Origin of the sequence: Chitinophaga polysaccharea (assembly GCF_902150045.1) — a bacterium.
GTDB classification, from domain to species: Bacteria; Bacteroidota; Bacteroidia; order Chitinophagales; family Chitinophagaceae; genus Chitinophaga; species Chitinophaga polysaccharea_A.
Genome location: NZ_CABFVU010000001.1, coordinates 2,052,573 through 2,067,728, shown reverse-complemented (window position 1 = coordinate 2,067,728; position 15,156 = coordinate 2,052,573). Strand labels below are relative to the sequence as shown.

The following is a 15,156-nucleotide window of genomic DNA, read 5'->3' as shown; positions in this document are numbered from 1 at the left end:
ATGTTTATTTTATCAGACATATTTTTCTATCACTCCCAGGCCAAATAAGGCAAAGTCATATTTGGCAGGATCATCAGGATCCAGTTTCTTCAACTGGTGTGTGAGAGCGGTGGCTGTTTTCCAGTCGGCCTTCGCGTCCTCTATTATTCCCAGCCTGGTGGCCACTCTGCTTACATGTACATCCATCGGGCATACCAGTTGTGAAGGTGATATGTGCTGCCAAAGCCCAAAATCCACGCCATTTTCGTCATTTCTCACCATCCAGCGTAAATACATATTCAAACGCTTGCAGGCAGAGTTCCTGGCCGGCGTAGCAATATGCTTACCGGTCCTTTCCGGGTGTTCCAGGGCAAAAAATACTTTCCTGAACCCTATCAGTGCTTTTTCCACATTTTCATCCTGTGGGGTGATGTGAGCGCTGAAGGCAAATTCCAGCGATGTTACATTCATGTAGTAATGCTGGAGGAATTCCACAAAATACAGCAGATCCAGGCCGTTGAAGGTGCGGTGGCAGAAGGAAAGTAATTTCATACGGTCCTTCGGCTGATGATGGCGGATAAAATCATAGGGGGAGTCGTCCATCATTTTCATCAGCTCTGTGCATTTGTTGATGATACTGGTACGGTTCCCCCATGCCAGTATTGCTGCAAAAAGGCCGGCGATTTCAATATCCTGCAATACACTAAACCGGTGTGGTATGCTAACCGGATCGTTAGCAATAAAGTCCGGGTGATTATAATATGCCGCCTTGGCATCTAAGAACTCCCTTAGTTTCTGGATCTTCATAAGTTAAATCACGTGTATTACCATAAGCTTTTTTATACCGGAATTTTCCATTCAGATATAAAAAGGCGCTGGATATGGTTAGGATAAATATTTACGCTCCCGGTAAAGATAATTTTTACTGCATAAGAATTAAAATCTATTACTTAACCGATAGCTTTTGCGAGATCCCCGGTCAGGTCGTCTGCATCTTCAATACCTACGCTCAGCCGGATCAGGGAATCGGCAAGGCCGTTCTTTATTCTTTCTTCACGGGGAATGGAGGCATGCGTCATGCTGGCAGGATGGCCTATCAGTGATTCTACCCCTCCCAGTGATTCTGCCAGGGCAAAGAGCTGGGTGCTGCCCAGGATCCGGTTGGCCGCTTCCAGGCTATCGTCTTTCAGGGTAAAGGACATCATTCCTCCGAAACCTCTCATTTGTTGTTTGGCGATATCATGATTAGGGTGGTCGGTGAATCCCGGCCAGTATACCTTATCCACTTTGGGGTGGCTGCGGAGGAAGTTGGCTACCACCTCCCCGTTTTCACAATGGCGCTGCATACGCACATGCAATGTCTTAATACCACGCAGCACCAGGAAGCAGTCTTGCGGACCCGGTACGGCGCCGCAGCTGTTCTGGATAAAGTACAGTTGCCTGGCGAGTTCTTCATTTTTTACAATTACCGCGCCGTGCACCACATCGCTGTGCCCTCCCAGGTACTTGGTGGCCGAATGCAGAACAATATCGGCGCCCAGGTCAAGCGGGTTTTGCAGGTACGGTGAGGCAAAGGTGTTATCCACGCAAAGGATTACTTCGCTTTTGCGGGCTATGGTGGCACAGGCTGCAATATCTATGATCTTTAAAAGCGGGTTGGTAGGGGTTTCCAGCCATATCATCCGGGTTTGGGGGGTAATATGGGACTCTATGTTCCTGGCATCAGACATGTCTATAAACCGGAACCTGATACCATAGCGTTCAAACACTTTGGTAAAGATCCGGTAGGTACCCCCGTAGAGGTCATTTGTGGCAATTACTTCATCGCCGGGGCTGAGGAGCTTCATCACCGCATCTGTGGCTGCGAGACCGCTGCCAAAAGAGATACCGTGCGTACCGTTTTCAATGGCTGCCAATGCGTTCTGAAGGGCGTCGCGGGTAGGATTCTGTGTCCGGGCGTATTCATAGCCCTTATGCACCCCAGGCGCACTCTGTACATAGGTAGATGTTTGAAAGATCGGCGTCATAATAGCGCCGGTTGACGGATCGGGAGCTACACCTGCGTGTATGAGTTTTGTACCCAGCTTCATGTCTTAAATAGTTTAGAATGATCAATTTTGGTGGTTTCCAAATATACTCCAGTTTTTGCGATTGGCGGGTTACAATTGATAAAGGACAAACTTGTCCATTTTAGCTGATACCAAAAATATGAGCGCATAAATTTCAACGCTTACGAACATTTTTATATCGTTCACCAATTAGCTACTAACGGATATGGTTAATCGCGCTAAATTCGTTTTAGGTTTTTCATAGGATATGGTTAAAATTCTTAAGGCGGTATTCTTACCGCTTTTTCTTTTTAAAGCAGCAGCTGTGTAAACAGTTTTCGTATAAACGTTACCGGGGCGAAGTAAAGCAGTAGCACACTGCATTTACTTCGCCCCGGCGGCATTTTATATTGTAGGTGTTATTTCTTTTTTGCAACAGCGGTTTCCGTCCACTTAATGGGCAGGCTTACGCTTACTTTATCCCAGGCAATGATAAGATTTGCGCCGGGATCTCCCTTCTCAAATACCATTGTAAATGCCTCTACCGGCGTATCCAGCGACAATACAGGAAGAGCAGTTCTCACCACATCTTTTTTCTGATCGTATTTAAAAGCGCCCCATACATCAGTGTCTTTGTTCAGGATGATGGTCCAGGTTTTTTCTGTTGGGATAGCATACAGGGTATAACGTCCTTTCGGAATGTTCTTTCCGGCTATGATCACCGGTCTGAAAAATTCAATCTCAGTAGCTTCATTAGCGCCCAACCGCCATATTTTGCCGTATTCTTCCAGGTTTCCAAAGATATCCCTTCCTTTTGTCTGGGGGCGGCTGTAAATAATCCTGGCTACCAGGGAGCCAGGTTCGCCTTTTACTTTTACAACATAGGGATACATTACAGGGTAATAGGCCATATCCATCGGGCTGGCATCGAGTGGTGGTAGTTTTTTATCCTGTGCGGCAGCGCTGAAACCAATCAAACCTGCTACAAAGGCAAAAAGGAGAACTTTTTTCATCATCCTGGGAAGCTTTATTTCTTTTATAGATTATTGGCGGCAAACCTACTTTTTTTTAAGGAATCTGAAAAGCGTAGTTCTCTCATTTAACAAGCCGTTAGCGGTTTTCGGTTTGCAGCAGTCCTTTCACGTAAGCCTGCAGCTCGGGGAAGAAATCCTGGTAGCATTTTTTCAGCGCGGCATAATGCTCCATAAACACGGCAAATACAATACTGTTGTCTGTTTCCAGGTATTTGGCCCGGCGTGCTACTCCCCTGATGGAGCTGGAAATACCATCGGTGCTATGGTAATTATACAACCAGTTATAGGCCTGCATGTGCTCAAACATCTGCAGAAAAGCCGGCGGCAGCTGCCCGGCGCGCTGATCCACCTGGCTGTAAACGTAACGGGCAAACGAATATAGTGAGTTGTTGGTAAAGCGCTCAGGATCAGTGGCCAGGAAATGATCGTACACGAGATCAGTGAATACGCCGCTGTATAATCCGCACGACGGGCGGAAAAATTGTTTAGCCCTGGCCGTTACCGGATGTTGGTCAGTAAAGTTGTCGATAGCCCGGTGTATACGGATGCCCTGCTGAATCCCTTCCGTGTAGGCCAACAAGCCCTTTTTACCCTTTACAAAATCGGCAATGAGATTACCGGTGATCAGTTCCGGCTGGTTAAACGATAAATAAGCATGGGCCAGGTAATTCATCGTCTCAAGGTACGTTTTATACGCCAATTGGCAGCGACAGGTCCGCACGGCCCCGAACCTTATCCATTTTAACAATTTCTTAACTCTGCCCCAAGCAACATTGGCAGGTTGGCACCAACAAACAGGCTATGGCTGGTCTTTACAGGCCGTTGTCCGCCACCGGTCAGGCGGACGTTCATTAGCGGATAGCCCAACTAATCATGTGCTCCCACCAGTAAAGTATGCCTTGACCACCAGTCACTTTGGGGCGTAGCTTTGACTCATCGAAACAAAAAAAATTACAATCACCATAAATTTTTTCCGCCATGAAAAAACTTATTGTATTAATCAGTGCAGCGCTTATGCTGAGTGCAAATGTACTTTTTGCAAGCCCTTATGAAACTACTGTTAACAACAAGATCAACAGTACATTCAACGAATCTTTTACCGGTGCTACCGATGTGAAGTGGTATACAGAGGATAATAAAACCTTTACCGCCAAGTTTACCATGAGCAATACGAAAGTGACCGCTTTCTTTAAAGAAGATGGTACCCTGCTGGCCACTTCCCGCTACCTGCAGGGGGATCAGCTGCCACTGAGAGTGCTCAGCAAGCTGAATAAGAAGTATTCCAATAGCAGCATTTATTGTGTAGTGGAATATGCATCTTCAGAAAATGTGGTATATTTTGTAACACTGGAAAGCACCGATACCTGGACGGTGATCAAAACAGATGCAGAGGCCAATATGAAAGTATACAGCCGTTTGAAAAAAGCTTAGTTTTAGTAGTGTTAAAAATACGGGGCCTGTGGCATTTGCCACGGGCCCTTTTGTTTTATCCCCACGCCCTTGCCCCTGCAAAAATTATCTTAACTTTGCCCCCTGTTAAGGCTTTATTAGCCAGACCGTTAATGTATAAATGATTAAATGACATGAATAAGGGACCTGTTTCTCAATTTATCCAGCACCATTACCGCCACTTTAATGCAGCTGCATTGGTGGATGCTGCCAAAGGATATGAAACACATCTGCTGGAAGGCGGTAAAATGATGGTGACATTAGCCGGTGCGATGAGCACGGCTGAACTGGGCATTTCTTTCGCGGAAATGATCCGTCAGGGTAAAGTGGATATCATTTCCTGCACCGGTGCCAACCTGGAAGAGGATATCATGAACCTGGTAGCGCATACACACTATAAGAGAGTACCCAACTATCGTGATCTGAGCCCGCAGGAAGAATGGGATCTGCTGGAGCAGGGCTTCAACCGCGTTACAGATACCTGTATCCCGGAAGAAGAAGCTTTCCGCCGTATTCAGAAGCATATCTACAAAATATGGAAAGACGCTGAAGAAGCCGGTGAACGCTATTTCCCGCATGAATTCATGTACAAGCTCCTGCTGAGCGGCGTCATGAAAGAGCATTATGAAATTGACCCTAAGAACAGCTGGATGATCGCTGCTGCTGAAAGAAATATTCCTATCATTGTTCCGGGTTGGGAAGACAGCACCATGGGTAATATCTTCGCATCTTACTGCATCAAGGGTGATCTGAAAACGTCTACCATGAAAAGCGGTATTGAATACATGATCTACCTGTCTGAATGGTACCGTAAAAATTCTGCTGGTAAAGGTGTTGGTTTCTTCCAGATCGGTGGCGGTATTGCGGGCGACTTCCCCATCTGCGTGGTACCGATGATGTACCAGGACCTTGAGTGGACAGATGTGCCTTTCTGGGGTTACTTCTGCCAGATATCCGATTCTACTACTTCCTATGGTTCTTACTCAGGCGCAGTGCCTAATGAAAAAATCACCTGGGGTAAACTGGATATCAACACACCTAAGTTTATCGTGGAATCAGATGCTACCATTGTAGCCCCGCTGATGTTTGCGTATATCCTGGGATGGTAACTAAGCATTGTGAATATTTATATAACAGGCAGCGGAGATCATTTCCGCTGCCTTTTTTATAAGATAAATAGCTCGCCTGCTATTCCATCTGCAAACAGGCGGCCGGCTTTTGTTAACCGTAACGTTTCCCCTACCCGCTCTATGCGGCCCATCCTGATATAGGGCTCGCTATGTGCCAGCAGGTGAATGGTATGATCCGTCCCGAATTTCTCCGACACCCATTCCAGGTTACATCCGGCCGAAGTGCGGAGGGAGGTCATAACGTATTCATTAAACTGCATGGCGGTAGTGAGGGATTCAATCTCAAAAGGCACTTTACCGGCTGCCATACTTTTGATGTATTGTGGATTACTGGCAATGTTCCATTGCCTGGAAGTGCCGTTGAATGAATGTGCCGATGGTCCCAGGCCAAGATAAGGCTTACCCTGCCAGTAGCTGCTGTTATGCCGGGAATGCCATCCGGGCAGAGCGAAATTGGAGATTTCGTAATGTTCATATCCTGCGGCGCCCAGCCATTCCATCAGCATTTCAAAATGTTGTGCCGCCTTATCCGGATCAGTGGCAGCCATTTTCTTTTTCTTTATAAAGTGATCCAGCGCTGTTCCTGGCTCCACGGTAAGTGCATAACACGATAAATGCGGAATACCTAGGGCAATGGCCCGCCTTACATTTTGCTCCCAGCCCTCATCCGTGAGGGTAGGCCCTCCGTAAATGAGATCGATGGTAATATTCTGAAATCCCAGGTCCTGCGCCAGTTTGATACAATCCTGCGCCTGCCGGCTATTGTGCGCACGGTTCATCCAGGTAAGGTCTTCTTCATGGAATGACTGTACGCCTATGCTCAGCCGGTTGATGCCGGCAGCTTTGAGTTGGGTCAGTTTTTCAGCGGTAAGGTCGTCGGGGTTAGCTTCCAGGGTAATTTCTGCATCCGGCGCCACATTGAAGGTAGTCCGAAGGTGCAGTAGCAATGCAGTGAGCTCCTGCTCCTTTAGCAGGCTGGGAGTGCCGCCACCAAAGTAAATAGTATGTACCGGCTCCTCCCCCAGGTAGTTTTTTTGTAGGGTGATTTCCTGCAACAGGCTATTTACCATTGTTCCCTGTTGCGCCAGCGAGGTGGAAAAATGGAAATTGCAGTAGTAACAGGCCTGCCTGCAAAAAGGGATATGTAAATAAATTCCGGCCATGACGTTTTTTGTAATTTGTTACCTGTATTGGCCGCAAAGATACCTTCTTCCCCTTACTACACCCCGGTCAACTATGGACTATTTTAATATCTTTGCGATATTAAAATTGCGTTTCCTTTTTGTTATGTGGGCCGGACGTTGTTAATTGCTGTTGATTCCTTCTTTGGAAACGTGTTATTGAAAAACCGATTTAAAAATCATTGCAAAATATTTTCCTGGTGCGAAACTGGTTACTGCTGTTATTCATTTTTGGTTATTTGCCGGTTTGGGCGCAAACAACAGATTCCGCTGCGGCGACGGCAGTAAAGAAAAAGCCGGTGGCTACCCGTACCGTTGCAGATTCACTGCGTCCGAAACCGCGTACCACGCCTGTCAGAAAAGACAGTACCAGGGCCGTTTTACCGGCAATTGCGCGGGCCGGTAAGGATTCCACAAAGTCAGGGAAGGATTCTGCCACCCTGAAAACAGACAGCCTTGCCCTGGCGGCAGCGCCTAAAGTAAAGCCAGTATCTGCCTATGATCTTTACCTGAAGAAGATATCGCAGGAAAACATCTTCCTGAAACCCGGCAAGCCCAGGTTTGTGGATACTAACCCGATAAGGCCCTACCGTAATATGGACTGGCTGATCTACCTGATGGCCGGTGTATTGCTGGTACTGAGTATCATCCGCTTGTCTTACAGGAAATATTTCTCTGACCTGTTCCGGGCGTTTCTCAATCCCACATTGAGCCAGCGCCAGTTGAAAGACCAGCTGTCGCAGTCGCCTTTCCCAAACCTGCTGCTGAATATTTTCTTTGCCATTGCACTGGGACTGTATTTTTACCTGGTATTATACCGCCAGCAGGTGTTTCCACAGGCTGAGCCATGGTTGCTTATACCCGGACTGATATTAATGGTAGCGGTGGTATATGGTTTTAAATACGTTATGCTGCGGTTTTGCGGATGGTTGTTCGGGAATTCTGAACTGGCAGATGCCTATATTTTCATTCTTTACCTGATTAACAAAATTCTTGGGGTGTTGCTGGTGCCGTTTTTGGTGATTATTGCCTTTTGTTCGCCGGAAATAGCGCGTACTTTCCTATATATATCTTTGTTTTTTATTGTATTACTTATTATCTACAGGTATATTAGATCTTATTCTCTGGTTCGGCAGTACCTATCTTTCAGTAAATTGCATTTTTTTCTTTACCTTTGCGCTTTCGAAGTAGCGCCTGTTTTAATATTAACCAAGGTGCTGCAGAATATCTGGTTAACTGGTAATCCCTGATTATCGCCTATTGTTAACACAAGAGCAAAAAAAGTATGATAAAAGGCGGGCCAAAAAAAGATTTGCAAGGAAAACAAATTCAGTCAATCCTAATTTCTCAACCTAAGCCTGAAACAGAAAAGTCACCCTACTTTGATCTGGCCAGGAAATTCAATATAAAATTGGATTTTTATCCGTTCATAAGGGTGGAAGGTTTGCCAGCGAAGGAGTTCAGAAAACAGAAAATCGACATTCTCAGCTATACGGCAGTGATTTTCACCAGCCGTAATTCGGTGGACCACTTTTTCCGGATCTGCGAGGAAATGAAGATTAAGGTGTCACAGGAATGCAAATACTTTTGTATTACTGAAGCAGTTGCGTTGTACCTGCAGAAATTCATTCTCTACCGGAAACGGAAGGTATTTTATGGGGCAGACGGTTCTACCAAAGGAGTGCTGGAAGTGATGAACAAACACCGGGACAATGAAAAGTTCCTTTTCCCGAGCTCCGATAGCCAGAAAAAAGATATTGAAGAATGGTTGAAAGCGAACAAGTGCGACTATGCCACTGCTACTCTTTACAAAACTGTTTCAACTGATGTAAAGGAGGTATTGGCAGCTACTGCTTATGATATGATCGTGTTTTTCAGTCCTTCCGGTGTGAAATCGTTGTTTGAGAACATGCCGGAGTTTGTGCAGAACGGGACGCATATCGGTGCCTTTGGCCCAACTACTTCTGCCGCTGTGGAAGAAGCAGGATTGAGACTGGATGTAAAGGCTCCGCTTCCGCAGGCGCCATCTATGGCAGCTGCGCTGGAGCAATACCTGACAACCCTGTCAAAAAAGTAAGCATTTTTTACTGCAATAAAACTGGCAGGGATGGCACAATGCCATCCCTGTTTTTTTGCTGCAATGGCAATGCAGGGGCTGTTTCCAAAATATTTCTTTATAATCCTGAAAAAATAAATTTCTTTGTAGAAGAAATAGAAGATCAATCATTATTTATCGAGTAGGGGGGATCCATGAATAAGCTTATCAGTGAAACCAGTCCATATCTGCTGCAGCATGCGCATAATCCTGTAAACTGGTATCCGTGGGGAGAAGAGGCGCTGCAACGTGCGTTGCAGGAGGATAAACCTATACTGGTAAGTATTGGGTACGCTGCATGCCATTGGTGCCACGTAATGGAGCGGGAGAGTTTTGAGCAGAAGGCCACGGCTGCCATTATGAACGAGCATTTCATTAATATCAAGATAGACCGCGAGGAGAGACCGGACCTGGATCATATTTACATGGATGCCGTGCAGGCTATGACCGGCGCTGGTGGCTGGCCACTGAACGTTTTTCTTACACCCGACAGGAAACCTTTTTACGGGGGTACATATTTTCCCCCGGTGAAGGCATACAGCCGTCCTTCCTGGACAGATGTGCTGCTGTCGCTGGCCGATGCGTTCCGGCATAAGCGCGACGAAATTGAGTCCCAGGCCGACAACCTCGTACAGCATATCCGGCAATCGGCCCAGTTTGGCCAGCAGCCAGGTTTACATCTGGATATTCCTTTTGAGGAATTATTTACCAAAGCGCAATGTGATACTATCTGCGAAAATATACTGAAGCAGGCAGATACCCGGTGGGGCGGTTTCGGACGGGCGCCCAAATTCCCGCAAACGTTTACTATTGCTTACCTGTTGCGGTATCACCATGCCTATCAGTATCCGGAAGGGCTGCAGCAGGCGTTGTTGTCGCTCGATAAAATGTTGCAGGGAGGCCTTTACGATCAGCTGGGCGGCGGTTTTGCCCGTTATTCCACCGACGAAAAATGGCTGGCTCCTCATTTTGAAAAGATGCTGTATGATAATGCGTTGTTGCTGGATGTGCTGTGCGACGCTTACCAGCTCACGCACAATGAGGTATATGCACAAACGATCAGGGACACGATGAGCTTTATAACCCGTGAAATGACCTCGCCGGAGGGGGGCTTTTATGCCGCCCTGGATGCGGATTCTGAGGGAGTGGAGGGGAAATTTTATACCTGGAGCAAAACGGAGATCCATCATATACTCGGGGAGCAGGCAAAGCCTTTTTGCGAGTATTATGATGTAACAGAACATGGCAACTGGGAAGAGCAGAATATATTATGGGTGCAGCAGCCCCTGGAGGCTTTTGCTGCCGGGAGAGGATATGATGCAGGTATTTTCGGGGCGATGTTAAAGGGTTGCCGTGAAAAGCTGCTGGCAGTAAGGGAGAACCGGATCAGGCCAGGTTTGGATGATAAGATCCTGCTGGGGTGGAATGCCCTGATGGTGCATGCCTGCTGTAAAGCTTATGCAGCCCTGGGTGATCCGGCTTACCGGGAGATGGCTGTCCGCAATATGGATTTCTGTTTAACGAGTTTCCGCGAGGAGACTGCCGGTGGCGGGTTTTACCATACCTGGAAACAGCAGCAGGCGAAGTACCCTGCATTCCTGGATGACTATGCATGTTTGATCCGGGCGTTGATAGCTTTACAGGAGATCACCGGCGATACCCGGTATTTGTATGAGGCACGGGATATTACAGCATTTGTAACTGCTCATTTCAGTGATGAAAGCGGCTTGTTTTTTTACTATACTATTGAGGGCCAGAACGATGTGATAGTACGGAAGAAGGAAGTGTACGATGGAGCAGTGCCCAGCGGTAATGCAGTAATGATGCAAAACCTTTGGTACCTTTCTGTTGTTTTTGATCGGAAAGAATGGGCGGATCGGTGTGTGGAGGCTGTTTCCAGCCTTTCGCAAACAATAATCAGATACCCTACTTCGTTTGGCGTGTGGGCGAGCCAGTTATTACAGCTGGTAAAAGGCACTCCTGAACTGGCCATTGTTGGAAAAGATTACAGGAAAAGGATGGAAGAGGCAGGAAAATGGTTCCTCCCATACAGGGTACTTGTGGGCGCCGGGAAAAATGTTCCGGGGATTCCCCTGCTGACCGGACGGGAACAGAAGAATGAGACGCTGGTGTATTTATGTAAAGATTATCATTGCATTAAGCCGGTACATTATATAGAAGAAATTGTTAATTTAATATAATATTTATGTAACTTGCCCCTTGTAAGGGAGGGTTTAGATTCAATAAATGTTATTACGTTCATATAATAAAATGTTAAAAGGAGCGTTTAAACTAGTTACAGACCGGATATAAGGCGAATTGAAAAAGTTGGATAAAAAGTCACTACGGATTAAAATAAATTATTACATTTGCTATCTTTCATATAAACAAAGCGGGTGAAAAAATGAGAAATGTGTTCCCTTGCATACAGGCAAATCACACCAGGCTGGTTAATAGAAAAAACATATTCTGATGAAAGCTACCCTTATGAAGCTTAACTATGTAAAAGGTCTGTTGGCAGTTTTGCTGGTTTCCCTGCTGGCCAGCTGTGGCGGTAGTAAAACCCCAAAAAATGCACAAGGGCAATTGATCGGCGTGAGTCCGAGACCGAAGTACACTCCCCCTGTACCGTACGGAATGGTATACATACCAGCCGGAACTTTTCACATGGGTCCCAGTGATGAGGACGTAAACTATGCGTACACGGCGCGTAACAAGTCGATTTCCATTTCCGGTTTCTACATGGATGCTACGGAAATCACGAATAACGAGTACCGCCAGTTCGTGAATTGGGTACAGGACTCAATTGCGCATATTTTACTGGGGCATGTAAAATCTGATGATGGTCATGATATAATTGACTGGAAGCAGAAGATTGTATATAAAGATAAGGCGACCATGGAAAAGCTGGATGCGATGGTATATACCGAAGCAGACCGGTTATATGGCCGTAAGGATATTGACGTAGGCAAACTGATATACCATCAGGAAACCTTTAACTGGGATAAAGCGAAGCTGAGAGAGAATTTCGGCAAGCCGCGCTCTACTTTTATAGTAAAGAAAGATGTGCCCATTTACCCGGATACACTGTGCTGGATCAGGGATTTCTCTTACGCCTACAACGAGCCGATGACACGTATGTACTTCTGGCACCCGGCGTTCGACAACTATCCGGTAGTAGGTGTAAACTGGCACCAGGCGACAGCTTTCTGTGAGTGGAGAAGTAAGTTCTGGGAAGACTACCGCGCCAGCAAGAAGCTGTTTACGGAAGATAAATTCCAGTTGCCTTCTGAAGCACAGTGGGAATATGCCGCCCGCGGCGGAAGAGAGCAAACGCCTTACCCATGGGGTGGTTACTATATCCGTAATAAAAAAGGATGTTTGCTGGCTAACTTCAAACCAGGCAGAGGTAACTATCCGGAAGACGGTGGTTTTTACACCGTTCGTGCAGATGCTTACTGGCCTAATGACTATGGTTTATACAACATGTCCGGCAACGTTGCGGAATGGACAGCAGATATCTTTTACGAAAACGCCTATTCTTTCACATCAGATATGAACCCATATCTGAGAATGGATGTGCCGGATGACGCACCATTAAAGATGAAACGTAAAGCAATCAGGGGTGGTTCCTGGAAAGACGTGGGATATTTCCTTCAAACCGGTACCAGAACTTATGAATACCAGGACAGTTCGAAATCCTATGTTGGTTTCAGATGTACCATTGCCCTTAGCAGACGAGTAAAGCACAGATAGAGATAGGATAATTAAAACCAGTAATAGCCTGTATTTATTAACACCAAAGAAACCTTTGTAGTATGTACACTATTATGAGTAAATCAGTGAGAATTAACTATTCCATACAGACTTTAACTAACATTTTAACCAGTAAATTTTAACCTATGGCTATGAATCCTAACAAAGCTAAATGGCTGAACTTTTTCGTATGTATTGCGGCCTCCGTGGTAATTATCGGGGCATTATTCAAATTACAGCACTGGCGCGGAGCAGACATCGCTTTGATCCTGGGTCTGAGCACAGAGGCGCTCATCTTTTTTGTATACGCTTTTGTACCTGATACCGGCGCACATACAGAAGGACAGGTAGTAGCAGTAGCAGGAAGCCCTGCTGTGGCCGGCCTGGACAAAATGCTCCAGGAAGCAGACATTACTCCTGCCAACCTGCAGCGCTTAAGCGAAAACTTCCAGAAACTGGGTACAACCGTTGATAAAATGAGAGACATCAGCGATGTAGTAGCAGCTACAGGAGATTATACACAAAAAACCAGAGAAGCTGCCAGCGCTATCGGTAATGTAGCAAATGCCTACACCACTGCCGCCGCTGCTGTATCTTCTTTCAACAGTGCATCAGAGTCTACCAAAGACTTCCATGTACAGATGCAGGGTATGACTAAAAATCTCGCTTCCCTCAATGCTATCTATGAACTGGAACTCCAGGATACCAACAACCACCTGAAAGCAATGAACTCATTCTACAGCAACCTGCAGAATGCCTCCAGTGCAATGAGTGGCAGCATTGAAGATGCCAGGAAAACACAGGAGCAAATTTCCCTGCTCGCTAAAAACCTCAGCAACCTGAACTCAATTTATGGTAACATGCTGAGTGCTATGCACGGAGGAAGATAAGGTACAGCTAATAGTTTCTGAATTAAAACATATCAATTAAATCTGCAAACAAACTATGGCACTACCTAAAGATCCTAGGCAGAAGATGATCAACATCATGTACCTGGTCTTGACGGCCATGCTGGCGTTGAACGTCTCTGCTGAAATATTGAACGCTTTTAGTATCGTAAATAACTCAATTAATACTTCAAATAAATCCTTAGCCGACAAGAATGACTTTATCTACAGGCAGTTTGACGCACAGATGAAGGATAACGCGGAAAAAACTGCACCTCTCAGAGCCAAGGCCCAACAGGTGAAACAGATCTCTGCCAGCATGTACGACTATGTTGAATCTTTAAAGAAAACCATCATTACAGAAAGTGGCGGTTTTGATGAACATGGTGAAATCAAGGATAAAGCCGGACTGGATGCTCCTACCAGGGTGATGGAAAATATGAAGAAAGGCCCTGAACTGGAAGCTAAACTGAAGGACTTACGTGCTAAATTGCTCTCTTTCGTTGATCCAAAAAAGAAAGATCAGTTCGAAAAAACTTTACCACTTAAAATAGAAGTAGGCAAATCAAATGATGAGCATGGCAGTGGTCCTAAATCATGGACAACCTACCACTTCAACATGGTTCCTACCATTGCTGCAGTAACCATCCTGGGTAAATTCCAGAATGATATCAAAAACTCTGAGTCTGCCATTATCGATGACCTGTTCCGTCAGATTGATGCGAATACGTTCAAATTCGATAAAGTAAGACCGTTTATTTCTCTGAACTCCAAAAACCTGATGGAAGGACAAACCTTAACTGCCAACATCGCAGTAGGCGCTTACAGCACCACGGTGAACCCGACTATCGTTGTGAATGGTCAAACCATTGAAGCACACGAAGGTTTAGGAGTATTTACAACTCCTGTTTCCGGAATTGGTGAAAAAACACTGACCGGTACTATTACCTTACCTAGCCCAACTGGTGGCGCTCCTGAATCCTATCCCTTTACAGAAACTTATAATGTAGGTGCTTCGGCAACCTCTATTTCCGCAGATAAAATGAACGTGCTGTATATCGGCCTGCAGAATCCTATCTCGATCTCTGCTGCTGGTGTGCCCGCTGAACAGGTATCTGCCTCTATAACAGGTGGTAATATGACCAAACGTGCTTCCGGCGAATACATCGTAACTGTAAGCCAGCCAGGCAAGGCAGTAATTAATGTAGTTGCCAACATCGATGGTAAAACCAAGTCACTCGGCCAGAAGGAATTCCGTGTAAAACGTGTTCCCGACCCGGTGCTGAAAGTAGGAGTTAATAAAGGCGGAAGCATGAAAGCTGCCGACTTTAAAGTACAGGGCGGTTTACGTGCCGACCTCGAAGATTTTGAATTTGAAGGCGTGAAATATGAAGTAATCGGTTACCGCGTAGGTATCTCTGCAAAAGGCAAAGAATACCAGGAAGGTGATGCTACTTCAGCTTATTTCCCGGGAAACGTAGCCGCATCCATCCGTTCACTGCGCCCAGGCGATGAAGTTTTCTTTGAAAACGTGAAAGTGAAAGGACCGGATAACGTGGTTCGTTCCATGCCGAGTACAATATTTAAATTAAACTAA

13 protein-coding genes are annotated in these 15,156 nt (G+C 45.9%); 8 read left to right on the top strand and 5 right to left on the bottom strand.

Annotated elements, in window-relative coordinates:
* Window positions 1-12: 12 nt before the first annotated feature.
* The 4 genes from FN124_RS08355 to FN124_RS08340 all read right to left on the bottom strand — a co-directional run bounded on the left by FN124_RS08355 (window position 13) and on the right by FN124_RS08340 (window position 3,734).
* On the bottom strand, window positions 13-786 hold the full coding sequence (locus tag FN124_RS08355; protein WP_142684271.1) for a TIGR02757 family protein: 774 nt from the start codon (window positions 784-786) through the stop codon (window positions 13-15).
* A gap of 143 nt (window positions 787-929) precedes the next feature.
* The gene (locus tag FN124_RS08350; RefSeq protein WP_142684270.1) at window positions 930-2,069 is read right to left on the bottom strand and encodes a cystathionine gamma-synthase; all 1,140 of its coding nucleotides are present in this window, start codon (window positions 2,067-2,069) and stop codon (window positions 930-932) included.
* Between the two features lie 377 nt (window positions 2,070-2,446).
* Entirely contained in the window at window positions 2,447-3,040 is a 594-nt protein-coding gene (locus tag FN124_RS08345; protein WP_142684269.1) for a DUF2911 domain-containing protein, read from the bottom strand.
* Between the two features lie 97 nt (window positions 3,041-3,137).
* Complete coding sequence (locus tag FN124_RS08340) at window positions 3,138-3,734, bottom strand: acyl carrier protein phosphodiesterase (RefSeq protein ID WP_142684268.1); 597 nt, start codon at window positions 3,732-3,734, stop codon at window positions 3,138-3,140.
* A gap of 305 nt (window positions 3,735-4,039) precedes the next feature.
* On the opposite strand from FN124_RS08340, the gene FN124_RS08335 reads away from it, so the two are divergent.
* Together FN124_RS08335 and FN124_RS08330 are read left to right on the top strand one after the other, a co-directional pair.
* Window positions 4,040-4,492, top strand: coding sequence for a hypothetical protein (locus tag FN124_RS08335; RefSeq protein ID WP_142684267.1), 453 nt, complete (start codon window positions 4,040-4,042; stop codon window positions 4,490-4,492).
* Between the two features lie 152 nt (window positions 4,493-4,644).
* Window positions 4,645-5,619, top strand: coding sequence for a deoxyhypusine synthase family protein (locus FN124_RS08330; RefSeq protein ID WP_142684266.1), 975 nt, complete (start codon window positions 4,645-4,647; stop codon window positions 5,617-5,619).
* Between the two features lie 56 nt (window positions 5,620-5,675).
* Here the strand turns inward: FN124_RS08330 and hemW are convergent, their stop codons facing one another.
* A complete protein-coding gene (gene hemW / locus FN124_RS08325) occupies window positions 5,676-6,803 on the bottom strand; it encodes a radical SAM family heme chaperone HemW (protein WP_142684265.1) in 1,128 nt (375 codons plus the stop codon).
* Window positions 6,804-7,021: 218 nt separating this feature from the next.
* Between hemW and FN124_RS08320 the strand changes: the two genes are divergently transcribed.
* The 6 genes from FN124_RS08320 to porM all read left to right on the top strand — a co-directional run bounded on the left by FN124_RS08320 (window position 7,022) and on the right by porM (window position 15,156).
* The gene (locus FN124_RS08320; RefSeq protein ID WP_142684264.1) at window positions 7,022-8,071 is read left to right on the top strand and encodes a DUF4271 domain-containing protein; all 1,050 of its coding nucleotides are present in this window, start codon (window positions 7,022-7,024) and stop codon (window positions 8,069-8,071) included.
* A 35-nt stretch (window positions 8,072-8,106) separates the two neighbouring features.
* Window positions 8,107-8,898: a uroporphyrinogen-III synthase gene (locus tag FN124_RS08315; protein ID WP_142684263.1), complete on the top strand. Its 792-nt coding sequence runs from the start codon at window positions 8,107-8,109 to the stop codon at window positions 8,896-8,898.
* A 173-nt stretch (window positions 8,899-9,071) separates the two neighbouring features.
* Window positions 9,072-11,117, top strand: coding sequence for a thioredoxin domain-containing protein (locus FN124_RS08310; protein ID WP_142684262.1), 2,046 nt, complete (start codon window positions 9,072-9,074; stop codon window positions 11,115-11,117).
* Window positions 11,118-11,388: 271 nt separating this feature from the next.
* On the top strand, window positions 11,389-12,672 hold the full coding sequence (gene porK / locus FN124_RS08305) for a T9SS ring complex lipoprotein PorK/GldK (RefSeq protein ID WP_260607365.1): 1,284 nt from the start codon (window positions 11,389-11,391) through the stop codon (window positions 12,670-12,672).
* A gap of 152 nt (window positions 12,673-12,824) precedes the next feature.
* Window positions 12,825-13,562 carry a type IX secretion system motor protein PorL/GldL gene (gene porL, locus FN124_RS08300; protein WP_260607364.1) on the top strand — a complete coding sequence of 246 codons (738 nt, stop codon included), beginning with the start codon at window positions 12,825-12,827 and terminating at the stop codon, window positions 13,560-13,562.
* A gap of 55 nt (window positions 13,563-13,617) precedes the next feature.
* Window positions 13,618-15,156, top strand: a complete 1,539-nt coding sequence (porM, locus tag FN124_RS08295) for a type IX secretion system motor protein PorM/GldM (RefSeq protein ID WP_142684260.1) — start codon at window positions 13,618-13,620, stop codon at window positions 15,154-15,156.

What these genes read in the sequence shown, in the direction of transcription:
- FN124_RS08335 (WP_142684267.1), top strand. Translation starts at nt 4,040, where the DNA reads ATGAAAAAACTTATTGTATTAATCAGTGCAGCGCTTATGCTGAGTGCA.
- hemW (WP_142684265.1), bottom strand. Translation starts at nt 6,803, where the DNA reads ATGGCCGGAATTTATTTACATATCCCTTTTTGCAGGCAGGCCTGTTAC.
- porL (WP_260607364.1), top strand. Translation starts at nt 12,825, where the DNA reads ATGAATCCTAACAAAGCTAAATGGCTGAACTTTTTCGTATGTATTGCG.
- porK (WP_260607365.1), top strand. Translation starts at nt 11,389, where the DNA reads ATGAAAGCTACCCTTATGAAGCTTAACTATGTAAAAGGTCTGTTGGCA.
- FN124_RS08340 (WP_142684268.1), bottom strand. Translation starts at nt 3,734, where the DNA reads ATGAATTACCTGGCCCATGCTTATTTATCGTTTAACCAGCCGGAACTG.
- FN124_RS08310 (WP_142684262.1), top strand. Translation starts at nt 9,072, where the DNA reads ATGAATAAGCTTATCAGTGAAACCAGTCCATATCTGCTGCAGCATGCG.
- FN124_RS08345 (WP_142684269.1), bottom strand. Translation starts at nt 3,040, where the DNA reads ATGAAAAAAGTTCTCCTTTTTGCCTTTGTAGCAGGTTTGATTGGTTTC.
- FN124_RS08355 (WP_142684271.1), bottom strand. Translation starts at nt 786, where the DNA reads ATGAAGATCCAGAAACTAAGGGAGTTCTTAGATGCCAAGGCGGCATAT.
- FN124_RS08315 (WP_142684263.1), top strand. Translation starts at nt 8,107, where the DNA reads ATGATAAAAGGCGGGCCAAAAAAAGATTTGCAAGGAAAACAAATTCAG.
- FN124_RS08350 (WP_142684270.1), bottom strand. Translation starts at nt 2,069, where the DNA reads ATGAAGCTGGGTACAAAACTCATACACGCAGGTGTAGCTCCCGATCCG.
- FN124_RS08330 (WP_142684266.1), top strand. Translation starts at nt 4,645, where the DNA reads ATGAATAAGGGACCTGTTTCTCAATTTATCCAGCACCATTACCGCCAC.
- porM (WP_142684260.1), top strand. Translation starts at nt 13,618, where the DNA reads ATGGCACTACCTAAAGATCCTAGGCAGAAGATGATCAACATCATGTAC.